The 22,240-nt window shown below is 67.9% G+C and carries 30 protein-coding genes; 7 read left to right on the top strand and 23 right to left on the bottom strand.

Translation table 11 applies throughout. The annotated features are described in order from the left end of the window. Window positions 1-17: 17 nt before the first annotated feature. On the bottom strand, window positions 18-641 hold the full coding sequence (locus tag V9K99_RS30485) for a TetR/AcrR family transcriptional regulator (RefSeq protein WP_337005510.1): 624 nt from the start codon (window positions 639-641) through the stop codon (window positions 18-20). A gap of 70 nt (window positions 642-711) precedes the next feature. Here V9K99_RS30485 and V9K99_RS30480 point away from each other — a divergent pair, with 70 nt between their 5' ends. After that, window positions 712-1,524, top strand: coding sequence for an NAD(P)H-binding protein (locus tag V9K99_RS30480; protein WP_337005508.1), 813 nt, complete (start codon window positions 712-714; stop codon window positions 1,522-1,524). Between the two features lie 5 nt (window positions 1,525-1,529). Here V9K99_RS30480 and V9K99_RS30475 read toward each other — a convergent pair whose 3' ends face one another. From V9K99_RS30475 to V9K99_RS30445, 7 genes are read right to left on the bottom strand one after another with little or no spacing between them, the layout of a single operon-like run. Beyond that, entirely contained in the window at window positions 1,530-1,928 is a 399-nt protein-coding gene (locus V9K99_RS30475; RefSeq protein ID WP_337005507.1) for a Tad domain-containing protein, read from the bottom strand. A gap of 26 nt (window positions 1,929-1,954) precedes the next feature. Then, window positions 1,955-2,434, bottom strand: a complete 480-nt coding sequence (locus V9K99_RS30470) for a TadE/TadG family type IV pilus assembly protein (protein WP_337005506.1) — start codon at window positions 2,432-2,434, stop codon at window positions 1,955-1,957. Further along, window positions 2,431-2,784, bottom strand: coding sequence for a TadE family protein (locus V9K99_RS30465; protein WP_337005505.1), 354 nt, complete (start codon window positions 2,782-2,784; stop codon window positions 2,431-2,433). The genes V9K99_RS30470 and V9K99_RS30465 overlap by 4 nt, the downstream gene beginning before the upstream one ends. 35 nt (window positions 2,785-2,819) lie before the next feature. Next, window positions 2,820-3,017, bottom strand: a complete 198-nt coding sequence (locus V9K99_RS30460; protein WP_337005504.1) for a hypothetical protein — start codon at window positions 3,015-3,017, stop codon at window positions 2,820-2,822. Between the two features lie 14 nt (window positions 3,018-3,031). After that, window positions 3,032-3,907: a type II secretion system F family protein gene (locus V9K99_RS30455; protein ID WP_337005590.1), complete on the bottom strand. Its 876-nt coding sequence runs from the start codon at window positions 3,905-3,907 to the stop codon at window positions 3,032-3,034. A gap of 59 nt (window positions 3,908-3,966) precedes the next feature. Next, complete coding sequence (locus V9K99_RS30450; protein ID WP_337005502.1) at window positions 3,967-4,827, bottom strand: type II secretion system F family protein; 861 nt, start codon at window positions 4,825-4,827, stop codon at window positions 3,967-3,969. Next, complete coding sequence (locus V9K99_RS30445; protein ID WP_337005588.1) at window positions 4,827-5,816, bottom strand: CpaF family protein; 990 nt, start codon at window positions 5,814-5,816, stop codon at window positions 4,827-4,829. Before V9K99_RS30445 ends, V9K99_RS30450 begins: the two co-directional genes overlap by 1 nt. Window positions 5,817-5,921: 105 nt before the next feature. On the opposite strand from V9K99_RS30445, the gene V9K99_RS30440 reads away from it, so the two are divergent. From V9K99_RS30440 to V9K99_RS30430, 3 genes are read left to right on the top strand one after another with little or no spacing between them, the layout of a single operon-like run. Then, complete coding sequence (locus tag V9K99_RS30440) at window positions 5,922-6,215, top strand: hypothetical protein (protein ID WP_337005501.1); 294 nt, start codon at window positions 5,922-5,924, stop codon at window positions 6,213-6,215. Beyond that, window positions 6,212-6,409, top strand: coding sequence for a hypothetical protein (locus V9K99_RS30435; RefSeq protein ID WP_337005499.1), 198 nt, complete (start codon window positions 6,212-6,214; stop codon window positions 6,407-6,409). Before V9K99_RS30440 ends, V9K99_RS30435 begins: the two co-directional genes overlap by 4 nt. Then, window positions 6,406-6,546: a hypothetical protein gene (locus tag V9K99_RS30430; protein ID WP_337005497.1), complete on the top strand. Its 141-nt coding sequence runs from the start codon at window positions 6,406-6,408 to the stop codon at window positions 6,544-6,546. Before V9K99_RS30435 ends, V9K99_RS30430 begins: the two co-directional genes overlap by 4 nt. A gap of 230 nt (window positions 6,547-6,776) precedes the next feature. Here the strand turns inward: V9K99_RS30430 and V9K99_RS30425 are convergent, their stop codons facing one another. The 12 genes from V9K99_RS30425 to V9K99_RS30375 form a co-directional block, all read right to left on the bottom strand. Next, a complete protein-coding gene (locus tag V9K99_RS30425) occupies window positions 6,777-6,929 on the bottom strand; it encodes a hypothetical protein (protein WP_337005496.1) in 153 nt (50 codons plus the stop codon). Further along, window positions 6,929-8,071 carry a phage major capsid protein gene (locus V9K99_RS30420; protein ID WP_337005494.1) on the bottom strand — a complete coding sequence of 381 codons (1,143 nt, stop codon included), beginning with the start codon at window positions 8,069-8,071 and terminating at the stop codon, window positions 6,929-6,931. Before V9K99_RS30420 ends, V9K99_RS30425 begins: the two co-directional genes overlap by 1 nt. Window positions 8,072-8,292: 221 nt before the next feature. Beyond that, window positions 8,293-8,550 carry a hypothetical protein gene (locus V9K99_RS30415; RefSeq protein ID WP_337005492.1) on the bottom strand — a complete coding sequence of 86 codons (258 nt, stop codon included), beginning with the start codon at window positions 8,548-8,550 and terminating at the stop codon, window positions 8,293-8,295. Continuing rightward, complete coding sequence (locus V9K99_RS30410) at window positions 8,547-8,795, bottom strand: hypothetical protein (RefSeq protein WP_337005490.1); 249 nt, start codon at window positions 8,793-8,795, stop codon at window positions 8,547-8,549. Before V9K99_RS30410 ends, V9K99_RS30415 begins: the two co-directional genes overlap by 4 nt. Before the next feature lie 165 nt (window positions 8,796-8,960). Then, window positions 8,961-9,248, bottom strand: coding sequence for an HNH endonuclease (locus V9K99_RS42780; protein WP_442914738.1), 288 nt, complete (start codon window positions 9,246-9,248; stop codon window positions 8,961-8,963). 74 nt (window positions 9,249-9,322) lie between these two features. Further along, on the bottom strand, window positions 9,323-10,738 hold the full coding sequence (locus V9K99_RS30405) for a hypothetical protein (protein WP_337005488.1): 1,416 nt from the start codon (window positions 10,736-10,738) through the stop codon (window positions 9,323-9,325). Further along, on the bottom strand, window positions 10,735-11,052 hold the full coding sequence (locus V9K99_RS30400) for a hypothetical protein (RefSeq protein ID WP_337005486.1): 318 nt from the start codon (window positions 11,050-11,052) through the stop codon (window positions 10,735-10,737). The genes V9K99_RS30405 and V9K99_RS30400 overlap by 4 nt, the downstream gene beginning before the upstream one ends. Next, the gene (locus V9K99_RS30395; RefSeq protein ID WP_337005484.1) at window positions 11,042-11,245 is read right to left on the bottom strand and encodes a hypothetical protein; all 204 of its coding nucleotides are present in this window, start codon (window positions 11,243-11,245) and stop codon (window positions 11,042-11,044) included. The genes V9K99_RS30400 and V9K99_RS30395 overlap by 11 nt, the downstream gene beginning before the upstream one ends. A 319-nt stretch (window positions 11,246-11,564) precedes the next feature. Continuing rightward, window positions 11,565-13,010 (bottom strand): recombinase family protein, encoded by a 1,446-nt coding sequence (locus V9K99_RS30390; RefSeq protein WP_337005482.1) that lies wholly within the window; start codon window positions 13,008-13,010, stop codon window positions 11,565-11,567. 15 nt (window positions 13,011-13,025) lie between these two features. Next, the gene (locus V9K99_RS30385) at window positions 13,026-13,337 is read right to left on the bottom strand and encodes a hypothetical protein (protein WP_337005480.1); all 312 of its coding nucleotides are present in this window, start codon (window positions 13,335-13,337) and stop codon (window positions 13,026-13,028) included. Window positions 13,338-13,499: 162 nt separating this feature from the next. Next, the gene (locus tag V9K99_RS30380) at window positions 13,500-14,243 is read right to left on the bottom strand and encodes a GntR family transcriptional regulator (RefSeq protein ID WP_337005478.1); all 744 of its coding nucleotides are present in this window, start codon (window positions 14,241-14,243) and stop codon (window positions 13,500-13,502) included. Window positions 14,244-14,310: 67 nt separating this feature from the next. Next, a complete protein-coding gene (locus V9K99_RS30375; RefSeq protein WP_337005476.1) occupies window positions 14,311-15,324 on the bottom strand; it encodes a LacI family DNA-binding transcriptional regulator in 1,014 nt (337 codons plus the stop codon). Window positions 15,325-15,423: 99 nt separating this feature from the next. On the opposite strand from V9K99_RS30375, the gene V9K99_RS30370 reads away from it, so the two are divergent. Both V9K99_RS30370 and V9K99_RS30365 read left to right on the top strand, forming a co-directional pair. Next, window positions 15,424-16,557, top strand: coding sequence for a phytanoyl-CoA dioxygenase family protein (locus V9K99_RS30370; protein WP_337005474.1), 1,134 nt, complete (start codon window positions 15,424-15,426; stop codon window positions 16,555-16,557). 187 nt (window positions 16,558-16,744) lie between these two features. Beyond that, window positions 16,745-17,746, top strand: coding sequence for a Gfo/Idh/MocA family protein (locus V9K99_RS30365; protein ID WP_337005472.1), 1,002 nt, complete (start codon window positions 16,745-16,747; stop codon window positions 17,744-17,746). Here the strand turns inward: V9K99_RS30365 and V9K99_RS30360 are convergent. Further along, complete coding sequence (locus V9K99_RS30360; RefSeq protein ID WP_337005470.1) at window positions 17,701-18,444, bottom strand: CTP synthase C-terminal region-related (seleno)protein; 744 nt, start codon at window positions 18,442-18,444, stop codon at window positions 17,701-17,703. The two genes, V9K99_RS30365 and V9K99_RS30360, sit on opposite strands and share 46 nt — an antisense overlap. A 76-nt stretch (window positions 18,445-18,520) precedes the next feature. Between V9K99_RS30360 and V9K99_RS30355 the strand changes: the two genes are divergently transcribed. Next, window positions 18,521-19,402 carry a LysR family transcriptional regulator gene (locus V9K99_RS30355; protein WP_337005468.1) on the top strand — a complete coding sequence of 294 codons (882 nt, stop codon included), beginning with the start codon at window positions 18,521-18,523 and terminating at the stop codon, window positions 19,400-19,402. Between the two features lie 261 nt (window positions 19,403-19,663). On the opposite strand, the gene V9K99_RS30350 is transcribed toward V9K99_RS30355, so the two are convergent. Both V9K99_RS30350 and V9K99_RS30345 read right to left on the bottom strand, forming a co-directional pair. Beyond that, complete coding sequence (locus V9K99_RS30350) at window positions 19,664-21,160, bottom strand: CoA-acylating methylmalonate-semialdehyde dehydrogenase (RefSeq protein WP_337005466.1); 1,497 nt, start codon at window positions 21,158-21,160, stop codon at window positions 19,664-19,666. A gap of 55 nt (window positions 21,161-21,215) precedes the next feature. Next, complete coding sequence (locus tag V9K99_RS30345; protein ID WP_337005464.1) at window positions 21,216-22,226, bottom strand: Gfo/Idh/MocA family protein; 1,011 nt, start codon at window positions 22,224-22,226, stop codon at window positions 21,216-21,218. Window positions 22,227-22,240: the final 14 nt, after the last annotated feature.

Below are 22,240 nucleotides of genomic sequence, written 5' to 3'. Positions count from 1 at the left end.
ACCAAGCAGCGTACCCGCTAGAGGGTGGTTGCCGTTAAATATCCGTCACGCAGTACGCCGAACACCCGCGCGACTGATTGCTCCAACTCACGCTGCGCCCGCTTCTGCTCACCTGCGGACGCGTCATCGGGTAACAGCCGCATGAGTTCTTCTTCCAGCACCTTCTGGGCAGCCGCGTACAGCGCCGCGATCAACCTGCTGGTCAGGTGGTCGGGATTCCGTTCCTCGAGCGCCTCGGTCAGCAGCGTCTCCATCTCCGCGGCGTTCAGCCGGCGACGGGCCAGCAGCGCCGGACTGTCCTCGATCGTGCGGACGAACTGCTTCCAGGTGGCCAGATGCCCGGCCTCCAACCGATCCCGGATCTCGGCCAGGTAGTACGCCTCCAGCAGGTCCACCGGATCCGCGCCGTCATCCGCCTCCCGGATCGCCCGCGCCGGACCCCGCCACCAGCCTTGCTCGTCGAGGAACAGGTCCTCCTTGGTCGGGAAGTGGTTGAACACCGTCTGTACGGCGACATCCGCCGCGCGCGCCACCTCCGCGACCGTCACCGCGTCGAACCCGCGCGCCAGGAACAGCGCGGTCGCCACGTCCGAGATCGCCTGCCGCGTCTGCTGCTTCTTCCGCTCCCGCCGGCCTTCCATTCGACAGAGCGTAGAGCAGCTGCTTTACTTCATCCAATCTTGTAGTCACTACATTTTTGGAGCTAGCCCAATGACGATCCTCGTCACCGGCGCCCGCGGCGCGATCGCCCGCGCCGTCATCACCGCCCTCACCACCGCCGGCCACCCGCTCCGCATCGCCACCCGCGATCCCTCCGCCGTACGCGGCGAAGTTGTCGGGTACGACGCGGCCGATCCCGGTCCGGCGCTGCGCGATGTCAGCCAGGTCTTCCTGTACGCCGACCCGGCCTCAGCGCCCGCGTTCGTCGCAGCGGCCGAGGCCGCCGGAGTGAAACAGGTCGTGCTGCTCTCGTCCCTGGCATCACAGGCAGACCATCCCGGCGACCCGCACGCCGAGGCCGAGCGCATCATCGGCGGCGGTGCGTACGCCACGACCGTCTTGCAGCCGGGCACCTTCATGAGCAACGTGAGGTTCTGGGCGTACCAGATCCGCGCGACCGGTCAGGTCCGTCTGCCGTACCTGGACGCCGAGGAGGCGCCGATCCACGAGCAGGACATCGCCGACGTCGCGATCCGCGTCTTCCTCGACGGCCCCGGCAACGGTCACGACGGCCGCGCCTACGGCCTCACCGGACCCGAGTCGATGACACGCCGCCACCAGATCCAGCTCATCACCGAGATCACCGGCACCCCGATCGACGCGGTCGACCTCACCCCCGACCAGGCCCGCACCGAGATGGCCTCCACCATGCGCAACCCAGCGCAACTGGACCACCTGATGTCCTACTGGGCCTCCCGCGTGGGCAGCCCCCACCCCGTCGAACCCACGGTCGAACTGCTCACCGCGCACCCTGCCCGCCCGTTCACCACCTGGCTGAAGGACAACCCCGCAGCCTTCGCCTGACCGGGCTAGCGGATGGGGACTACGGCGGCGGCCTCGGAGGCAATGTCGGCAGAGCCTTGCCAACCGGGCGGTTCGAAGGGCAGGTCGACGGTCGAGGTCAGGCGTACGGTGACCGTCGTACCGGTGACGTCGGCCGACCAGTCCAGGCCGTCGAACCTGTTGCTGGCGGCAACTTGGTCCAGGTACTCCGCGGTCAGTCGACGCGCCTCGTCCGGGTCGAGCTCCGCGTTCCCGTCGGCCGCAGGTTGCGCGTAGATCGCCGCCAGTCCGTTCGCCGCCGCCAGTACGGCCCCATCAGCGGTCGCATCCAGATCCCGCCGTACCAGGAAGACCTTCGAGATGTCCGTCACCACGACGATCATCAGCAACACGACCGCCATGAACCCGATGATCAGGACAGTCATCTGGCCCTGCTCGTCCGCGCGCCTGTTCATCCGGTGCCTTTGGCTTCGCGGTAGTCGCCGTACGGCTCAGTGTGGGACGCGCTGATGTGGACCGCCGGCGGCTCACCACCGAGGGCGTCAGGGATGAGAGGCAGGGGTACTTCGGTGTTCAGCGTGACCGTGACGGTCGAACCGGGCTCCAGGCAGGCGGGATCGCAACTGATGGACAGCTGATCGGAGGTCAGCTCCATCCCCTGGTCCTTCATCGCCAGCCGCGCGGCCTCGAACGCTCGCGCCCGCGCCTCGTCCTCCGACAGTCCGGACGGCACGATGATGAACGCCCGCCCCGCCGCCCGAGTCGCCGCCGTCGCGCCGTACGACGCCCGCTGTACGTCGAACACCGCCAACATCACGTAGATCAACGGAACCATCAACAACAACGCCAACCAGGAGAACTCCACCACCGCGCTCCCCCGCTCACCCCGCCGTACGCGTGACCGGAAGACCCAGAGGCGCCCGACAGTCATTCGCCCGTCTCCTTGACGGCGTGCCCTTCGACGCTGAACTCGATGCCTGGTCCCCACAGGCCGAGCGGCGGCATGTGCGCCTTGACCGTGACGCGCACACCCGGCTGTCCGGCAACCTCGGTTTCTTCGGCCTCCACCGCGTCGACCAGCTGGTCGTTCACCACTCCGTCGACCAATTCCCGCGTCCGCGCCTCACCATCCGCCGGCTCTCGATTCAGCACCGCTGCGTAGTGCGCGCCCTCCGACGCCGCGGCGGTCACCGTGTTCCGCACGTACAGGTACAGGCCGACCTGCATGATCCCCAGGAACAACGGCACGACAAGCATCGACACCAGGACGAAGTCCACCACGGCGGATCCGCGCTCGTCTCGTGCAGCACGGTGCATCACTTGTTGGAGACGGAGTCCAGAGCGTCCTGCAGCATCTGGCCGAGTTGCTTTCCTGCGATACCCCAGATCGCGACCACCAGGCCGGCGGTCATCACGGTGATGAGGACCCAGCCCGGGACGTCGCCGCGCTCCTTTCGTGCGGGGCGTGGCGCCAGGACCAGCGCCACGAACAGTTTCGTCAGCAGTAACGGCATGACCTCTCCTCAGTTCATCCGGCGATCAGCCGGATTCCGACAGCGCCTGGATAGAAGGCGAAAGCGATGGTCACCGGCAGCACGAGGAACACCACCGGGATCATCATGGCGACTTCCCGGCGCGCGCCGGATTCGATCAACTCGCGCCGCCCGGCCTCACGAATGTCACCCGCTTGAGCCCGCAGTACGTCGGCCAGCGGGGTACCGCGTTCGAGTGCGACCGCGAGCCCGTCCGCGAACCGCGACAACGCCAGCAGACCGGTCCGGTCCGCCAGCCCGTCGAGCGCGCGCACGAGCGTCTCACCCGCGCGGGTCTCACCCAGCACCCGCTTCAGCTCCTCGGCGAGCTCTCCCCGGCACGACCGAGCCACCCGATCGAGCGCGGCAGCCGGGCCCTCACCCGCCGCGACCGAAAGCGCCAGCAACTCCGCCACGGTCGGCAGCTCGGCGAGCAGTCGCCGCTCACGACTCCGGACCTGCGTGGTCAGATAGGTGTCGCGGGCAAGCACTCCGAGCACGCCGAGCAGGCCGCAGAACAGCAGCATGCCGACCGGGTTCCCGGCGCCGAAGGACAACGCGACGATCGAGACGACCAGAGCGAACCCGAAGCAGACCGTCCCCCACAGCAACTGCTCGATCCGGAACTCTTCGACCGTTCGCTCGATCCCGGCCCGCGACAACCGCCGACGGACCGAACCGGCCCCGCCGAGCAACCGCTCCAGCCGGGTCGCGCCAGCTCGCAGCGACGGGCCGAACAGCCGCAGGATCGCGTAGAACGGCGAACTGGAATCGACCACGCCGAGAAACACGTCCCCGCCGCCGAGATCCCGCAGGTACGGCGCGACCCGGTCCTCGACCGTCGGCTTCCGCAAAAACGGCAACCGCCGCACCACCAACAACAAACTAGCCCCGAACAACCCGCCAAGCAGCCCACCCACCACCACAGGACTCATCGCAGGACCCGTTCTGGTTCGGGGAGGCGGCCTATGCGGAGCATCAGGCGGTAGGCGATGACGCAGACGGTGGCGCCGATGGCGATGATGAGGGCGCCCATCGGGGAGTTGTAGCGCTGGATGACGTCGCCCTGGAACGACAGCAGGGCGAGGACCAGCCAGGGCGCGGCGACGGCGACGCGCGCGCCGTTCACGGACCAGGACTGGCGGGACTCGAGCTCGGATCTGGTCCGGGCATCGTCGCGCAGGAACGTCGACAGCGAGCGCAGCAACCGGCCGAGATCTCCACCACCGACCTCGCGCGCGATCCGCAGCGCCTCGACCACCCGATCGCCGACCGGATCAGCGAGCCGCCCCTTCAACCGGTCGAGCGAATCAGCGAACCGCCCGGTCGACGCATAGTCCGCCCCGAACCGCCGGAACGGTTCGCGCAGCGGCAACGGCCCGCGCTCACCCACCTGAGCCAACGCCTCCGACAACGACAACCCGGCACGGACCGCCGAAGCGATGTTGTCCACCACATCCGGCCACAACTCACGGAACTCGGCGAGCCGCTTCCGCGACCGGCTCCGCAACAGGGCAACCGGCATCCCACCGGCCATCAGCCCGAACACCACACCGACCGGCCAGGCACCGGACACCACGAACATCAGCACGAACCCGACCACACCCGTGATCACGCAGACCCCGATGAACGCACCCGGCGTCACTCCCTCGACGCCCGCACTGGCCAGCAGCTCGCGGCTGCGCGTGACCACCCGCCCCTCACCGGCAGCCCCTTCGTCCGCAGGCGCCACGAACGTCCAGATGATCAGCAGTACGCCGATCCCGAAGAACAGCCCCAGCAGCAGCCCCATCAGCCCACCCCTCGTGGCAACTCGGTGAGCAGACCTGCCACCGAGTACCCGGCTTGCTGGAACCGCTCCGGATGCGGCAGGTGACCCTCGGCCCGTCGCAGCAGTCCGTCGTACGTGCCGAAGACGGTCTCGGTCTCGATCGCCTGCTCCTCGATCCGCCCGCTGACCGCGACGATCTCCCGCACCCGCCGCTGCCCGTCGGCCCCGATGCCCAGATGGATGACGAGATCAACGCACCCGGCCACGGTCGGCAGCACGAAGCGCGAGCCGATGTTCTCCCCCGCAAGCAGCGGCAGCGTGCACATCTTGGTCAGCGCCTCGCGGGCAGAGTTGGCGTGGATCGTGCACATGCCGGGGAGGCCGCTGTTCAACGCCAGCAGGAGATCCAGGCACTCCTCGCCTCTGACCTCGCCGACGATCACCCGCGACGGCCGCATTCGCAGCGACTCCTTGACCAGGTCGCGCAACCGGACCTCGCCGGTGCCTTCGAGACCGGCCTGCCGGGTCTGCATCGACACCCAGTCAGGGATCGGCAGCTTGATCTCGAAGACCTCTTCGCAGCTGATCACCCGCTCGCTGCCCGGGATCGACCCGGCCAGGGCGTTCAGCATCGTGGTCTTACCCGCCTGCGTCCCGCCGGAGACGAGGATGTTCAACCCGACCGCGACGGCGGCGTCCAGGACGGCGGCCGCGTGCGGTGTCAGCGATCCGAGCGCGACCAGATCGGCCAGCCGCGTCGCGCGCACGGTGAACTTCCGGATGTTGATCGCCGCATGTTTCTGGGTGATGCCGCCGAGCACGATGTGCACCCGGCTGCCGTCCGGCAGGCGCGCGTCCGTGAACGGCTGCGACACGTCGATCCGCCGCCCGGTCGTCTTCAGCATCCGCTCGACCAGGTCGCTGACCTCCTCCTCGGTCAGCACCGTCGTGGTCAGCTCGTGCCGACCGTCGCGGGCGATGAAGACCCGGCTCGGCTCGTTGATCCAGATCTCCTCGACCGAGAGAAGGTCGGAAGTAGTAACTAAACAGCGGGCCCGCCGAGAGACTGCAGATCTCCGGACGGGCCCTAGATCCGGAAGGGTTGGTTCCGAACCATGAGTGTCATGCTATGCACCCGCGCCGTTGCGCCGTCGACCGCGCCGCGCGAATCCTGGCTCGCCCGTCTACTCGCGTCGGTACGCCGGCCGTCACGGCTGGCACTGGCGAACGACGCCTACGACTGCGGCAAGCTGTACGGCGAGCACCTCGGCCGCCTCCTCGCGTGGGACCTGTACCGGCCCCTCGTCGAGGCAGCCAAGGCCGGAGAGCTCTCCCCGGAGCAGTTGGCCACGCTCGCTGAGTTCATCGACGAGCGCGCCACCGAGAAGCTGAACCCGGGTGCACGATGAGCGGCGAGATCCCCGAGGGCGGGCTGCCTGACTACAACTTCGAGACCGCCACCGAGGCGGAGCGCTGGGCGTATGACCAGGGCCATGAAGACGGCTACCAGAAGGGCTACGACCAAGCCATCAACGACGCGATCGACAGCCCGGAGGTATTCACGGCGCGGCTCCGGGAGATCCGACCGGAGGCCGGACGGTGACCAGGGAAACCGCCGCACGGCTACGTGGGCGGATCGAGGACGGGCTCCGGGCCTGCGAGGAGTTGCGCCGCCTGGTTGAGGAGGAGAAGCGGCCCACGCGGCCACAGCTGCGGGTGATCCAGGGCGGACGCTCGTGATCGGCGAGGTCGTCAGGGTCTCGATGAACGTGGCAGAACTCGCGATCATCGTCGGCTTCTCGTTCGCCGCGGGCGTCGTCACCGGATGGTGGGTACGCGGCCGGTAGGCAAAGTTCAGATCTGAAGTTTGCAAATCTGCAAACTTAGAGCAGCACCCCCAGCCCGAACGGGGATAAAGGCTGGGGGTGCTGTCGTGTGCGCGCAGGCTGGGGCTTGAGTGAGAGTCCCGTTCAGCCTTCCGTTCCACCCGGTGACCGGAGGGGCATCGGTGGCGTGGTTGACGCGCTGTCCTGGCCGCGCCGCTCGTCCTCGAGCACGTCGTCCAGAGACTCGCCGTCGAGTTCGCGCCAGATCCGCGCGACCCGAGCAGGCTCGTCGGTCATTACGGGGTCACCACGTCGACCATGATCGCGAACCCGGACGCGCCACCGACCAGGCCGAGCCCGTAACCGCCGATGACGCTCGTCGCCACGGTCAGGGTGCCGGTCTTGATGGCGGTGTCGGTCTCGGTCACCAGGCCGCGCGCCTCGAAGTACCGCGCGCCGGCCTTCAGGTTCGCCACCGTCACGAACCCGGTGTTCGCCGCGCTGCTCGGGTACACCAGCGCGCCGGAGAACTTCTGGAACCCCTCGGCGATGGTCTGCCCACCGATCGGCGACACGTCCTGCAGGAGCGCGGCATTGTCCGGGTGAACCATGATCACCAGGTCGGAGGCGTCACCAGCGGCGGTGTTGTCGATGACTGCCGCCATCGCCTTCCTGACCGCGGCGGGTACGTCCGCAGTGAACGCGACCGCGGCACCCGCGGCAGTCTCCACCGCGTCGATGAGCACCTTGTCGAGGTCCTTCGCGCAGCCGATCTGGTGCATGCCGACGATCGCGCCGGCATCCGTGCCGACCATGGACTCGCGGGACAGGTCCGTCCACCGGCCGAACCGGGCCAGCGTCACGGATCCGGCGGTGGACGCGGCGTACTCGGCGAGGCTCACGTTCTCACCGACCGATGCGGACGCGGTGGGGAGGGTCAGGTTCGGGACCTGAGCCAGCACCGCGTCTACCGGCTGCTGCGGTACGCCGGCGGCGACATGCAAGAGCCTCGGTCCGCTGGTGACGTTCGAACCCCACGCCCGCGGGGCGCCGTAGGTGGTCGTGGCAAGCGCGGCACGCTGCTCCACGTCCGCGGCCACGAACCGGCCAGCAGACCGGGAGTCCAGCGCCATCTGCAGCGCGTCCAGCGACTGCGGCGAGAATGCCAGCGGGTGCCGATCGGCCGGCGTACCACCGCGGGTCACTGGCTGACCCTGCAGGGTCGCGTAGGTCTGCTCGATCTCCTGGGCGCGCTTCTCGCTGCCCTCCAGCTGGGCGAGCCGCTCGTCGATCTTCTCGACCTCGGCGATCGCAGCGTCGAAACGCTGCTCCTCACCGCTGGACAGGTCGCGCTTGTGTACGTGCGCGGTCTCGGCGATCTTCGTAGCCTCGGCGGCCAGCTCGGCGCGACGGGTCTTCAGGGTGTCGATGATGCTCATGGGTTCCTCAGGGGGTGCGGACGCGCCGACCTCGCCGGCGTACCGGGGTCGTTGCGTAAGGCAAATGGGGGAAGCGGCACGAATCCACGCGCCGCGGGCTCGTCGCATCCGCGACAGCCGGTCCAGCCTTGGGGGTGACCGCACCCTCGCTCCGGGGCGACTCCTCGCAATACCGGGCGAACTTCCAAGCTTGCATCAGGATAACAGGGCTCAAGGACACTTCAGGTGTCCTCGCCGATGCGCCCGACCACCGTGAACGGGTTCACCGCATCGTCAACCGCGCGGGCCAGCGGCAACCGCTCATCCCGCACCTGACAGGCCAGCAACAGGACCGATTGCCACTGCTCAGCCATCCAGCCGGCCGCGTGGTCGCGGAGATCCCGCAGCAGGATGATGTTGCGCTGTAGCTCGCGGTCCGTCGAACCTCGCAGAACCGCCAGGATGCTGCCGTCATCGTCGAAATCCAGCAGATTCCTCATGAGAACCCGCCCAACTGCGGTACTTCGTCGTCCTCGTCGCCGCTCAGGCCGGACAGAACCTCGTGCAGGCGGGTGCGTAGCCGCAGGACCTCCTTGCCCCAGTACTGCGCGGCATCCCTGGCACCCGCCGCCTTGTACTCCGGAAACCGCGCGGCATCGGCGTGCGACTTCATCTCGCTCCGCTCAGCAGCCGTCAGCAGCGCCTGTAGGCGCCGCAGCTCGTACTCCGCGGCACGCCGGCACACTTGACCGCAGTAGCGTCGCGGGCGTCCCGTAGCGGGCTGCTGGAGCGCACTGCCACAGATGGTGCACTTGCGTCGTTTCTCCACAGGAACCTCCGTTGGAATGCGTCGGGGATAGAGAGGCTCCACAGCGGTGTGGAGGGATTGCCCCCTGGAAAAGTCGGGCCATCAGAGGCACCAATGCGTCGTTCGGCCGGGTGCGTTCGGCCCCAAGTGGGATCCGCAGTCGGGACACGCAGCTCGCAAAGGGACCCGAGCAACACGGTTCCCTTTGCGCTTGTTGCACGGACCGCAGCACGCGCGCAGATTGCTCCGCTCCAGCCGCAGGTGCGGGTGGGTGCTGACCGGCAACACATGATCCACCTGATCCGCCGATAGGCCGCACAGATAGCACACGCGCTCCTCGGCGAGCACCGTCCTGCGGATCCTCTTCCAGGCGGCATCGTTGTCCACCATCAACTGACCTCCTTGTGTGTGTGGCTGTCCACAGCGGTGTGGACGCGGGTCGGCCGCCCTTAAATTCGCGGCGGTCATGACGCACGCGCCTTGGCTAGGCAGGTGTCGCAGAGCAGCGAGTCGCGGTTGCCGTGAGGTTGACGACAGGCTGCGCAATCGCCGACCACCTCACTCGTGCTAATCGAGGTGGCGGGATCGATACCAGCTTTGTGAATAGGTAGGCGTACGCCCTCCCCCTCTTTCTGAGGGGGTTGGGGGTAGGTAGTCACTAATCTGGTACTGATCACCGGGTTGAGCGCCGACGCGTCGATGCCGTCGGCAATGGAGTAGCGCCAGACCGTGGCGGGTCTGCCGGCCCACTGGGTCTCTTCCTCTTCGCACTCGAGCACGCCGAGCATGTGGAGCGCCTGCAGCTGCCGATCCACCGTTGCCCGCGGTTTCGCCAGCCGCTTCCGCACCTGCGCCGTCGTACTGTCCGGGTGCTTCTCCAGGTCATCGAGGATCTGCAACCGCAGCGGCGGCATCGAGTCCCGCGCGCATCTGATCGCCAGCCGCAGCGCGTCCGGCCGCTGCATCCCGATCGCGACCCCACCGCGCACGATCTGCGCCAACTGCTTGGCGAACCGAGTCGGCATCTCCGGCGCGTGCGCGTCGATCACATCGCCGCGATAGTCGTACTCGACACCTGTCCGGGCGAGCGTCACGAGATCCGCCGCTGCGAGCAGGATCTCGGTCTCCTCGGTCGTGACGACAATCTCGCTCTCGATCAGGTTCTCCAGTACGACGGCGACGGCGTGCGCCAAGTCGAGGCGCATCTCCACCTCGGAACCGGTGTTGCCGATCGCCTGTCGGCCGGCGGCGAGTCGACCGGTGGAGGAGTCCATCCGGAGGAGGACGAACCGGTCGCCCATGCTGGCGATCACGTCATGCGCCCGGTCCCATGCGGTGGTTACAGCACCGATGACGGCGATGCGCCCGGACCAGTCGAGCGTCTTCCCACCATCCGTTCCGACGTTGCGGGACCACCTGCCGTCGTACACCTCGCGGATCGCACCGAGCACCGAACCGCGGACGTTCCTGTCCATCGACAAGATGCTGGTCACGTCCTTGATCACCAGTACGCCGCGGCTGCCGATCTTGCGGAGCAGCCCTCCGGTCGCGTCCTTCGCCTTCTCCTTCTGCGAGGTCGCCGACAGCAACGCGCCGTCGGACGAGATCGTGCTGGTGATGATCGCGCCGATTCCGTCGAGCGCCTGCACGGTCTCGGTCTTGGCGTTGCCGGATCCGGAGATCAGCAGCAGCCACAGCGGATCGCCGTCGAGCCGCTCCACGGCGGCCGCGGCGAGCATCGCGTTCAGCGAGTCCAGGTCGAAGTCGGCGCCGAGCCAGTGACGGAAGATCTTGTGCGCCTGGCCTAGTGCCGAGTTCTCGGCGACGTACTCGTCCCAGGCATCGTCGACGGCCTGCAGGGTCGCGTCAATCTCTGTCATGCAGCCACCTCCGCGAGCACGGACCAGACCTCTGGGGAGATCTCGTCATCGGCGTACTCGGCGAGGACCCACGCCTTGCGTCGGAGCTGCAGAGCAACGAACGGGTCGATCTGGTCCCATTCGGCAGCACGGCGCAGGTGGTGGCCGACATCGCCTTGGTTCAGCAGGTCCTGCAGCAGCGCGGCGAGGAACAACGCAGGGTTGGGCTTGATCCCATAGATGGGACGAGGGGTTACAGTGGGCTTGAGCTTCTCGCCGTCGCTCCTGGAAGCCGCTCGGTCCCCATCCGGGCGGCTTTCTCGTTCAGGCAGCATCCGGGCCACCAACCTCAGGGGTCGGGCGGATGTCGTCTTCGGTGAGGACGCGGCGCTCAAGCGCCAGACGCACGATACGGGCGGCCTTGGCGAGCTTGGCGGGGTCGTCGATCGCGCGCTCGGCGGCGTGCTGCTGGACGGCTGCAGTAGCGGCGGCGGTGCGCACGGCAGGGGTGTGAGGATGCGTGGACATGGCAACGGCTCCCATAGGTGAGTTCCCTACGAGAGCCCGGCATCACCGCACCGTCTCGGTGCCAGTCAAGGTCGGTGGGGGTCCCTGCCGACGGCTGTCCACGTTCAACTCAACGCGCTACGTGTGACGCCGTTGTGTGCTTCGCCGTACCCAGCGGCCACACGAGGTGGGAGCGCCCTGCCTCGCTGGCTGGCGATACGGTTACGCGGTCCTACCGTCATTGTCGGCTTGTGCCGACAACCGGCCCGCCAGGGCCGGCACGCCTCTTACTAGGTCACGACGCTATCACGGTCCGCCGAACCGATCGCCAGACGACACGCTAGACGGTGCGCCACGTGATGACGACGCGTTCGGGGTCGAACGATCGCGTACCCGGCTTGGCTGGGCGCACGGTCACTCGCTCGATGAACATCTCGACCATCTCGCGTTTCTCGTCGAGGGTCATGTTCGGCCAGGCTTCGCGAACCTGTGAGATGTCGATGCCCACCAGCGGTGCGGGGATCGCGACCAGCTCGGCCTGTAGTTCCTGCTCCCGCTCGGCCAGTGCTCGGCGGGCTGTACGCCATTCTGCGGCTGTCAGCTCCCCGGGTGCGGCCCAGAGTTCAGCCAGCTCGTTGCGCTGCCGCTCGACCGCGTCCAGCGCCTCGAGGATGGTCTTCCGGCGCTCGCCGTCGTCATCCGCGGTGACCGCCGCGAGAAACGCCGGCTTGTCCAACTCCGCTAGCAACTCGTCCCGGACGTGATTCTCCAGTCCGTCTGCCATGATCCCGGCGCAGTGATCGGTCTTGCAGAAGTAGAGCGCGTCGAGCCGGCGACCCTTCACCTTCCGCCGCTGGGCGCTCATCGGCCCACCGCACGGCGCGACCGTGAGTCCACCGGTCAGCAGGAAGCGGCGCCGGGACCGGGTCGAGTGAGCGCCGTACTGGTGCTCGGTGATCGAGTACGTGTCGCCGTTGCTCATCCGGACTGCGCGCGGCTTGCTGAGCTTCGCGCGTACCGCCTGCCAGGTCGGCATGTCGAGGATCGGTTCCCACACCGCCTGACCGATGATGCGGCCTTGGTGTATCCGCTGAGCCGCGACGGTGGGGTTCGTGAGCATCTTGTTGAGCGTCTTGTAGGTGATCGTCCCGCCGTTCACGCCGCGGATGCCCTGACGAGTCAGGTCGGCAGCCACGTTGGACAGCGACCACCCGGACAGGACCTTGTCCGCCGCATCCCGCAGCGCCGCGGCCTCGCTGTCGACGATGAGGAGGGTCTTCTTGTTGTGCTCGTCGACTCCGCTCCGGTAGCCGAACGTCCGACCGCCGTGCGGTCGCCCTTCCGCTGCGATCTCGGCGAGCCGGTCTTTGGTGCGCTGCTTGAGTTTGCGGACCTCACCAGCGGCCAGGACCGCTTTGATCCCGGCGACCTCATCGCGGACTTTCACGATGCCGTCCCGGTTGGTGTGCAGCTCGCTCACGCCGGCCGCGTCGAACTCCGCGGCTAACGTGAACCACTCGACCTCTCGGCGCTCTAATCGGCTCTGCTCGACCGCCCAGACGTGAGCGATCCTCCCTGCTGCGAGCCACTCGCGGAACCGCTCGAACTCAGGTCGCGGCCCACCGTTGGCGGCAGAGAGGTTGTTGTCTGCGAACACTTCGACAGGCAGGTCCGGCCACGCGCTCGATGCGTAGTCGCGCCCCCAGCGCTCCTGTGCCTTGACGCCCTCGGTCTTACCGTTCGGCGCCTTGGAGATGCGGCAATACAACGCGACGTACTTGGTCATACATCGCAGAATGCACTAGGTACCTACTTGACAGCAACACTCGACCGCCGGGTCGTCGAGGTACCGCTGCAGCGGCCCGAACCCGGCGACCCGGTCGTGCACCTCCCGGCTGACCGCCTCGAGATCGCCGATCGGCGGCACCACACCGGTCAGACTGCGTTCGTCGTACTCCCGGACCACCGTGGCGACGATCGCGTTCACCGCGCCCGGGTCGCGGAGTGGATCGATACCTTCCCGGCGTACGACGTCGCGCACCTGGGCATCGATCACTTCGACCGCATCACCGTCCCAGCCTGGCCGGCGCGCGGCGAGTCTGTCGGCAGTCATCGGTCTCCCCGTGTGTGTCCCGTCTGGCGACCGCTCGGTCACCATGCGCGACCATCCTTTCAACCGCGAAGGAGGCCGCGCCACCCGAAACCGGGCAGCCTGTGGATAACCGTGACATGCGAAAGGCTCACCGAGGGTATCCGGACCCTCACACCACAGCTGTCAGCGGTGGACGAGCGTGTGCTCGAACGCGTACCGGCTCGCCCGGAACAGGTGGGAGCCGTACTCGACCGGCTGACCGTGGTCGTCGTACGTGATCCGTGTGGTCGCCAGCAACGGGACACCCGGCTCTTCGCCCAGCAGCCGAGCCTGCTCCGGTGTGGCGGGCAGTGCGGAGATGGTCTGGTGCGCGACCTTCAGTCGCACCCCCTCTGCGCGCAGCAACGCGTACAGCCCGCGCTCGGCAAGTGTGGTCGGGTCGGTCTCCAGCAGCTCCGGGGGCAACCAGTTGCGCATCAGTGCGAGCGGCTCGCCGTCCGCCCTCCGCAGCCGCTCCAGCCTGAGCACTCGGTCCCCCTGCTCGATCTGCAGGGCAGTGGCGACCTCTGAAGTCGCAGGAGCGATTCCGAACCGCAGCACCTCGGTCTCCGGCTTGCGGTGGGCCGCCGCCAGGTCGTCGTACAGGCTGGTGAGCTCCAGTGAGCGTCGTACCTGGCCTGAGTTCCCCACCACCTGCGTGCCGACGCCGCGCTTGCGTACCAGCAGCCCTTGGTCGACCAGGCGTGCGATCGCCTGCCGCACTGTCGGCCGGCTCAACCCGTACGCCTCCGCCAGGTCCACCTCGTTGCTCAGCCGCGATCCGACCGGCAACTCCCCACCCTGAATCGCCGCCTCCAGCTGCTGCGCCAACTGCACATGCAACGGTGTACGGCTGTTCCGATCGACCTGGACCTGCACGGTACTCATGCGCACATCCTGAAGCCTTCCTCCCGATCCGTCGACCCACCGCCCTGATTTGATCAGATCTCTTCGTTTACGGGACGTTGTACGGCGTGATCGGGTGCAGGTTGCTCGGCGTACTCGGGACATTGGGCAGAAGCCGGTGTGCGTGAAGCAGGTGCTGGCACGCGCGGTGAAGGTCGGTCGGCAGGTCATGGTGCAGGACCACCGAGAGCGCACCGGCACGCAGCAGAGCGAGGTTGTCGGCATCGAGGTCGTGGGCTACGAAGCAGCGGTACGAACGTTCGAGATCGGCGAACGCCTGGACGATCGCACGGTTGCCACCCCCGATCGAGTACACCGCGTTGATCGTCGGATCAGCCTTCAACGCGGCCAGGGCCTGCCCGTGGATGGTGGTGTCGAGGCCGTCCGTCTCGGTCAGCTCCACGACCGCACGGCCCGGTGAGAGCTTGCGAAGCGTGGAGCGGAAACCCATCTCGCGTTCCTCCTCGCCACGGAACGATCCACGGCTCAGCGTGACGAGCACACTGCCCGGCTCGTCGCCCAGCCATTGGGTGAGGAAGTACGCCGCTGTCGCGCCGGCGGATCGATTGTCGATGCCGACGTACGCAAGCCGCCGACTGCCGGGCAGATCGGTGACGAGGGTGACGACTGGGATGCCGGCGGCAACCAACGCGTCGACGGCCTCGACCACCTCGGGTTCGTCCGGCGCCTTGAGGATCAGGCCTTGCGAGCCCCGCTTCCGTACCTCCTCCAGCGTCGCGATCACGTCAGCAACCGACGCGGTCTCACTCAGCTCGAACCGGGCCCGCAGGACCGCTGGACGCAGCCCGGGAAGGACCTCCTCGAGCGCCGTACGGACCGCACCGGAGAACCGGCTGGGCGCCTGCATGACAAGGTCGATCACCAACGTGCGGCCGCCGAGGCGGATCTGGGTGACCTGCCGGTCCAGCTCGCTCATCGCCTGCTCGACCTGACGGCGGGCGCGGGCGCTGACACCGGCCCGGCCGTTCAGCACCCGGTCGACGGTCGTCTCGCTCAGCCCGGCCTGCACCGCGATGTCGCGGACCCGGTGCTCCCGTCCCATCGCGCTCCCTCGAATGACGGCTTTTTGACGGATTCAGGGGATTCCGAACCCATCAGGAAACCACCACGCTAGAACAACGAGGAGACAAGGAGCTACCCGATGAACTGGCTGAACCCCGACGACGTCCGCCTGGACGACCTGCTGACCGTCCTCAAGGAGCAGACCGACGCCGCCGACTACCCCCACGCCGAACTGATCGAGCAACAGGTCCCGGTGTACGACGCCGCCCGGATCCGGACCGCGGACCCGCGGACCGTGCAGTCCGAGTTCGCCACCGCATTCAGCACCGGGCCCGGCATCGTCGTCCTGAAGGGCGCCTTCGGCAACGCAGTCGTGGACGCGACGACGGCGGAGTTCAACCGGCTGATCGACGAGCAGCGCCGATCCGGGGCCGCGGCCGGCGACCACTTCGCCAAGCCGGGCGCGAACGACCGGGTCTGGAATGCCCTGGAGAAACTGGCCGTCGGCGCACCCGACGTGTTCGCCGCGTACTACGCCAACGATCTGCTCGCGTTGGTCGCGACGGCTTGGCTCGGACCGGCGTACCAGGTGACCTCGCAAGTCAACGTGGTGAACCCGGGTGGTGAGGGACAGACCGTCCATCGCGACTATCACCTCGGATTCCAGTCAGATGAGGTTGCGGCGCAGTACCCGGCTCATGTGCACCGGTTGTCGTCCGTTCTGACGTTGCAGGGCGCGGTGGCTCACTGCGACATGCCGGTCGAGTCGGGGCCGACGCTGTACCTGCCGCACTCGCAGAAGTACGAGCTCGGGTACCTGGCCTATCGGCGACCCGAGTTCTCGGAGTACTTCGTGGCGAACCACGTCCAACTGCCACTGGAGAAGGGTGACGCCGTCTTCTTCAACCCCGCGCTCTTCCACGCGGCCGGCACCAACCACTCCACGGACATCAAGCGGATGGCGAACCTCCTGCAGGTGTCATCCGCGTTCGGGCGAGCGATGGAGAGCGTCGACCGGACCCGGATGGCGACAGCCTTGTACCCGGTCCTGCTCCGGCTGGCGAAGGACGATCCGGCAGCCGTCGACAACGTCATCGCCGCCACCGCAGAGGGCTACGCCTTCCCCACCAACCTCGACCGCGACCAGCCCATCGGCGGTCTCGCACCCCAGTCCCAGGCCGATCTGCTCCGGCAGGCGGTCGCCGAGACCTGGACCGCCGACCGGCTGCGGCAGGCGCTCACCGAGTACACCAGTCGCCGGCGAACGGACTGAAGCCGATATCAAATCAGTGAACCTTCGGTGAACCCGGTCCGGATCACGGGCACGTGGTGTCGCTGACAGGTGATCGTCAGGCAGGATGGCGCGTTCGCCGTCGGGGCGGGGCACTACCCTCGGCAGAACGCGCCACTCAGACGACCTGCCGTACGCCGCCGTACGGCCGCCCATCGAAGGAGAAGGCATGGAACCGCTGCGTATCGGGATTCTCGGGGCTGCCCGGATCGCCGGCCGGGCGATCGTCGAACCGGCCCAGCTGACCGGCGCCCGGCTGGTCGCGGTGGCGGCCCGGGACACCTCACGGGCCGAGGCGTTCGCGGCGGAACACCAGGTGATGAGAGTGCACGCGTCGTACCAGGACGTGCTCGACGACCCCGAGATCGAGGCGATCTACAACCCGCTGGCCAACGGCCTGCACGGCCCGTGGAACCTGCGGGCGATTGCCGCAGGCAAACATGTGCTGACCGAGAAGCCGTCGGCCAGCAACGCCGAGGAAGCGGTCCAGGTACGCGACGCGACCCGCGAGCACGGCGTGGTCTTCATGGAGGCGTTCCACTACGCGTACCACCCGGTGATGCGCCGGATGCAGGAGCTGCTCGCCAAGGGTGAGCTCGGCGACCTGCAGCACGTCGAGGCGACCATGGTGATGCCTCCGCCGCCGGACGCCGACCCACGCTGGTCGCTGCCGCTCGCCGGTGGCGCGGTGATGGACGTCGGCTGCTACGCGATCCACGCGCAGCGGATGCTGGCGCCGTACGCCGGTGGTGCGCCGAAGCTGGTCAGCGCACGGGCCGGTGAGCGCAAGCGACTCCCCGGAGTGGATGAGTGGCTCAACGCGGATCTCGAGTTCCCGAACGGTGCGACCGGTGCGGTCCGGACCAGCATGGCCGCCGAGAGCGTCGACTTCAGCCTCAAGGTCGTCGGCACTCGTGGTGAGGCGTTCGCGCCGTTCTTCGTGCTGCCGCACAACGACGACCGGGTGATCGTGACGACGAAGGAGGACACCTGGGTCGAGCACCTCGGCACCCGTTCGTCGTACACGTACCAACTGGAGGCGTTCGCCTCGGCGATCCGCAACGGCGCACCCGTGCTCACCGACGCCGACGACGCGCTGGCGACGATGGAGCTGATCGACGCCTGCTACCGCGGCGCCGGGATGACCCCGCGCCCGGTCTCCACCATCTGAGCCCGTCCGGCGGCCGCATGGGCGAACGCCTGGATGAACGGGTGCGGCCGCGTGCCGTCGCCGGAAAGCTCGGGCTGGAACAGCGTCACCAGGTAGAACGGGTGCCCGGGCAGCTCGGCGACGCGCGGTGCGCCTTCGTCGTCGTACGCGCTGAACACCAGACCGTGTTCTTCGAGGAGGCCGAGGCGCGCGGGGTCGAGTCCGAACGAGCAGTGGTAACGCTCGGTGGACCGCTCGACGCCGAGCAGCCGAGCGGCCAGTGTGCCGGGCTGTAGTTCGACGCCGGCCTCGTGACCGTCGAGCGAGCAGGCGAGCGGGACGATCAGCAGGTCGTCGGCGTCCGGAGTGGTCTCGGCGTGCTTTACACCGGTCGCACCGCAGACGTTGCGGGCGTACTCGAGCATCGCGTGCTGAAAGCCGGCACAGGTCCCGAGCAGCGGAATCTCCCGCTCACGCGCTGTCCGGATCGCCGCGATCGCACCGGCTTCACTTCGGTACGGACTCCCCGGCAGAACCCAGATTCCGTCGAACGTCTCGAGCGCCTCCACCTCGTCGGTTGGCACCCAGTACACGTCCAGGTCGAGCGCTTCCCGCTCGCGCAACCGATCGAGCAGCACCGGCACTCGCTGGTGCGAACGAACATGGGGAGATCGATCGCCGACGAGGGCGATGCGGGCGGAGTACGCGTGGCTGGTCATGAGGCAATCCTGGGCCGCGGACCTGGATCAGCACCAACGATGATCTCTGCATGGTTGATAAGCGATACTGATCCCCGTGGATCCGCATCTGCTCCGCACGTTCATCGCGGTGGCGACGAGTGGCTCCTTCTCGGCCGCGGCGTCCGAGCTCGGCTACACCCAGTCAGCCGTCTCGCAGCACATCGCGGCCCTCGAGAACTCCCTCGGCACCGCGCTCCTGACCCGCCGTCCGGTCGCTCCGACCGCCGCTGGTGAGCGGCTGCTCGAACACGCCGGCGCGATCCTGCTCCGCATCGAGGCCGCCCGGGCAGATGTACGACGGATGGTCGGGGAACCACCCGGCGAGATCGTCTTCGCCGCGACTCCACTAGCCGGAGCACCCCGGGTCGCGCGGGCGTTGACCCAGCTCAGGCAGACGCGGCCCGGCATCGCGGTGACCTTCGAGGTGGCTCGCCGAGACGAGGTGGCCCGTGGCGTCGCGTCCGGCGCGTATCACCTCGGTCTGGTCGACGGTGTCGCCGCACCGAGCGATCCGTTGAAGCTGCCGGATGTCGGCCTACTCCGTACGTCGGCAGTCGCACAGGAGAAGCTGGCAGTCGTCGTACCGCTTTCCCACCCCATGGCCAAGCGCAAGCGGCTCGGCCTGGCGGCCCTGGTCGACGCGCGCTGGATCGATGCCCCCGCGGTGAGCGCACCGCTGGACGATCTGCGGGCCGCCGTCGAAACCGACAGCCTCCGGCCGGCGCTCGTCTACACCGGCGCCGACCTGCTCACCCTGCTCGAACTGGTGTCGGCCGGCCACGGTCTCGCCGTACTCCCCGCATCGATCGACGTCCCGCCGGGCATGGCGAAAATCCTGGTCGACGCACCCCGCCTGGTCCACCGCGTCGAACTGCTCCACGGCCAACTCGACTCATCAGCGGCCTCAGCCCTCGCCGAGTTGCTCGACGAGGGCTGAGTCCGGTTACTTCCGCGCCTGTTTGGTGGGCGGGATGATGGCGCTGTCGGCGGGGACGGCCTTCGGCTTCTTGGGTTGCTTGGGCTTGCGGACCTCACGCCCGCCTTTGTTCTTGGACACGACGTACTCCTGGGGCTGGATGGCTGGCTCGGTGACCAGCTGGTGACTGCGGACAGGCCAACGGCCTTCGTACGCCGCGGTACTCCTCTTGCCCCGGGGGTTGTCTTCGACGCTACACCCACGCAGCCCCAATAGCCCGGGCTAGTCGTGCGTGGGGAAGCCCAGGTTCAGGCCGCCGTGGGACGGGTCGAGCCAGCGAGAGGTGACCACCTTGCCGCGGGTGAAGAAGTGCACGCCTTCCATGCCGTGGGCGTGGGTGTCGCCGAACAAGGAGTTCTTCCAGCCGCCGAACGAGTAGTACGCCATCGGGACCGGGATCGGCACGTTGATGCCGACCATCCCGACCTCGACCTCGTTCTGGAACCGGCGGGCCGCGCCACCGTCGTTGGTGAAGATGGCCGTGCCGTTGCCGTACGGGTTCGAGTTCACCAGGTCGAGTGCGGCGTCGTACGACGGAAGCCGGAGGACGGACAGCACCGGCCCGAAGATCTCGTCGGTGTAGATCGACATCTCCGGCGTCACCTTGTCGAACAGCGTCGGGCCCAGCCAGAACCCGTCGTCGGCACCGTCGAACTCGCCGGCGCGTCCATCGACGACCAGCTCCGCACCGGATTCGACCCCGGCCTCGACGTACCCGGCGACCTTGTCGCGGTGCGGACCCGTGACGAGCGGACCCATGTCGCAGCCCCGCGTCCCGTCGCCGGTCTTCAGCGTCGCCATCCGCTCCTTGATCTTGCCCACCAGCTCGTCGGCGATCGGCTCGACCGCGACCAGCGCGGAGATCGCCATGCAGCGCTCACCAGCGGAGCCGAAGCCGGCGTTCACGGCGGCGTCGGCGGCCAGGTCCAGGTCGGCGTCGGGCAGCACGACCATGTGGTTCTTCGCGCCACCGAGCGCCTGCACGCGCTTGCCGTGCCTGGTGCCGGTCTCGTAGACGTACTTCGCGATCGGGGTCGACCCGACGAACGACACCGACTTGATGTCCGGGTGCTCGAGCAGCCGGTCGACGGCCTCCTTGTCGCCGTGGACGACGTTGACCACACCGTCCGGCAGACCGGCCTCCTTCCAGAGCTCGGCCATCGCGTTCGCGGCGGACGGGTCCTTCTCGGACGGCTTGATCACCACGCTGTTGCCACAGGCGACGGCGATCGGGACGAACCACATCGGCACCATGGCCGGGAAGTTGAACGGCGAGATCACCGCGCTGACCCCGAGCGGCTGGCGGATCGAGTACACGTCGACCTTCGTCGAGACGCCCTCGCTGAAACCGCCCTTGAGCAGGTGCGGGATGCCGCAGGCGAACTCGATCACCTCGAGGCCGCGGGTCACCTCGCCGAGCGCGTCCGACAGCACCTTGCCGTGCTCGGCGGTGATCAGGGCGGCGATCTGCTCCTTGCGCTGGTTCACCAGCTCCCGGTACGCGAACAGCACCTGGGTCCGCTTGCTGAGCGAGGTCTGCGCCCAGGCCTTGGACGCGTCGTGGGCGACCTTGACCACCTCGTCGACCGTCGCCGCCGAGGCCAGGTCCAGCTCGCCGGTGACTTCACCCGTCGCCGGGTTGTAGACCTTGCTGGTGCGCTCGGAGACCCCGGTCCACGAGGCCCCGCCGATCAGATGGGTGATTCGCTCAGTACTCACAACAGCATCCCTTTGTTCGTTGACTAGATCTTTCCCCGCCTGACGGTGCTCGGTCTCAGCCGAGCACCTCACTCCTCGGAACCATCTCCACCTCCACCGGACGCCGTTCGTGCAGCGACCGCACGCCCGCGGTGCAGACCGCGGCGGCCGCGTACCCGTCCCAGGCCGTCGGACCGTCGATCGTGCCGTTGCCCACCGCGTTCACCCAGCGCTGGATCTGCACGTCGTACGCGAGTCCGAACCGGACCCGGAAGTCGTCCGGGACCGCACCTCCCCAGTGTCCGGCCCGCTTGGTCAGCACGTCGACCCCGAGGCCGATGGTCGCGCTGCCCTTCTCGCCGACCGCCTCACACCGGACCTCGTACCCGACCTGGCAGTTCACGAACACCTCGACGTCGGCCATCGCGCCGTTCGCCATCTCGAACACCGCGAACTGCGGATCCAGCACGTCCTCGCCGACCAGGCCGCTCGGCATCGGCGCGTGCACGGTGATCCGGGCGATCTCCTCGCCGTACAGCCAGCGGGCGACGTCGACCTCGTGCACCAGCGAGTCGCGGACGATCATCTCGCTGCGGAACGTCGGCGACACCGTCTTGTTCCGATGGACGTTGTGCAGCAGCAGCGTCCGGCCGAGGTCACCGGAGTCGAGCAGCTCCTTCAGGGCGGCGTACTCCGGATCGAAGCGGCGCATGAAGCCGACCTGGATCAGCTGTTTGCCGATCTTGTGTTCCGCCTCGACGACCCGCAACGACGACTCCGCGTCCATGGTCAATGGCTTCTCGCACAACACCGGCTTGGCCTGCTCCAGGCAGGCCATCAGCTGCTCGGAGTGGGCGAAACCGGGTGACGCGATAATCACCGCGTCGACCTCTTCGTCCCGGATCAGCGCCAGCGGGTCGCCGAACATCCTGACGCGGTCGAACGACTCGGCCAGCGCGGCGGCCCGGTCCGCGTCCGGATCGGACACCGCGACCAGGCGGGCACCCGAGATCCGGTGCGCCACCCGCTCGGCATGGTCCGCGCCCATCATCCCGACCCCGACGATCCCGATCCTCAGGTCCCGCATCTCCCTCTTCTCTC

Origin of the sequence: Kribbella sp. CCNWLW201 (assembly GCF_037203805.1) — a bacterium.
Classification (GTDB): domain Bacteria; phylum Actinomycetota; class Actinomycetes; order Propionibacteriales; family Kribbellaceae; genus Kribbella.
The sequence above is the reverse complement of the archived record's forward strand: the minus strand, read 5'-3'. Positions and strand labels throughout refer to the sequence as shown.

Excerpts from the sequence above, each read along its gene's own strand:
- V9K99_RS30485 (WP_337005510.1), bottom strand. The coding sequence starts at position 641 with ATGGAAGGCCGGCGGGAGCGGAAGAAGCAGCAGACGCGGCAGGCGATC.
- V9K99_RS30480 (WP_337005508.1), top strand. The coding sequence starts at position 712 with ATGACGATCCTCGTCACCGGCGCCCGCGGCGCGATCGCCCGCGCCGTC.
- V9K99_RS30475 (WP_337005507.1), bottom strand. The coding sequence starts at position 1,928 with ATGACTGTCCTGATCATCGGGTTCATGGCGGTCGTGTTGCTGATGATC.
- V9K99_RS30470 (WP_337005506.1), bottom strand. The coding sequence starts at position 2,434 with ATGACTGTCGGGCGCCTCTGGGTCTTCCGGTCACGCGTACGGCGGGGT.
- V9K99_RS30460 (WP_337005504.1), bottom strand. The coding sequence starts at position 3,017 with ATGCCGTTACTGCTGACGAAACTGTTCGTGGCGCTGGTCCTGGCGCCA.
- V9K99_RS30450 (WP_337005502.1), bottom strand. The coding sequence starts at position 4,827 with ATGGGGCTGCTGCTGGGGCTGTTCTTCGGGATCGGCGTACTGCTGATC.
- V9K99_RS30440 (WP_337005501.1), top strand. The coding sequence starts at position 5,922 with ATGAGTGTCATGCTATGCACCCGCGCCGTTGCGCCGTCGACCGCGCCG.
- V9K99_RS30435 (WP_337005499.1), top strand. The coding sequence starts at position 6,212 with ATGAGCGGCGAGATCCCCGAGGGCGGGCTGCCTGACTACAACTTCGAG.
- V9K99_RS30425 (WP_337005496.1), bottom strand. The coding sequence starts at position 6,929 with ATGACCGACGAGCCTGCTCGGGTCGCGCGGATCTGGCGCGAACTCGAC.
- V9K99_RS30420 (WP_337005494.1), bottom strand. The coding sequence starts at position 8,071 with ATGAGCATCATCGACACCCTGAAGACCCGTCGCGCCGAGCTGGCCGCC.
- V9K99_RS30415 (WP_337005492.1), bottom strand. The coding sequence starts at position 8,550 with ATGAGGAATCTGCTGGATTTCGACGATGACGGCAGCATCCTGGCGGTT.
- V9K99_RS42780 (WP_442914738.1), bottom strand. The coding sequence starts at position 9,248 with ATGGTGGACAACGATGCCGCCTGGAAGAGGATCCGCAGGACGGTGCTC.
- V9K99_RS30405 (WP_337005488.1), bottom strand. The coding sequence starts at position 10,738 with ATGACAGAGATTGACGCGACCCTGCAGGCCGTCGACGATGCCTGGGAC.
- V9K99_RS30400 (WP_337005486.1), bottom strand. The coding sequence starts at position 11,052 with ATGCTGCCTGAACGAGAAAGCCGCCCGGATGGGGACCGAGCGGCTTCC.
- V9K99_RS30395 (WP_337005484.1), bottom strand. The coding sequence starts at position 11,245 with ATGTCCACGCATCCTCACACCCCTGCCGTGCGCACCGCCGCCGCTACT.
- V9K99_RS30390 (WP_337005482.1), bottom strand. The coding sequence starts at position 13,010 with ATGACCAAGTACGTCGCGTTGTATTGCCGCATCTCCAAGGCGCCGAAC.
- V9K99_RS30385 (WP_337005480.1), bottom strand. The coding sequence starts at position 13,337 with ATGACTGCCGACAGACTCGCCGCGCGCCGGCCAGGCTGGGACGGTGAT.
- V9K99_RS30380 (WP_337005478.1), bottom strand. The coding sequence starts at position 14,243 with ATGAGTACCGTGCAGGTCCAGGTCGATCGGAACAGCCGTACACCGTTG.
- V9K99_RS30375 (WP_337005476.1), bottom strand. The coding sequence starts at position 15,324 with ATGGGACGGGAGCACCGGGTCCGCGACATCGCGGTGCAGGCCGGGCTG.
- V9K99_RS30370 (WP_337005474.1), top strand. The coding sequence starts at position 15,424 with ATGAACTGGCTGAACCCCGACGACGTCCGCCTGGACGACCTGCTGACC.
- V9K99_RS30365 (WP_337005472.1), top strand. The coding sequence starts at position 16,745 with ATGGAACCGCTGCGTATCGGGATTCTCGGGGCTGCCCGGATCGCCGGC.
- V9K99_RS30360 (WP_337005470.1), bottom strand. The coding sequence starts at position 18,444 with ATGACCAGCCACGCGTACTCCGCCCGCATCGCCCTCGTCGGCGATCGA.
- V9K99_RS30345 (WP_337005464.1), bottom strand. The coding sequence starts at position 22,226 with ATGCGGGACCTGAGGATCGGGATCGTCGGGGTCGGGATGATGGGCGCG.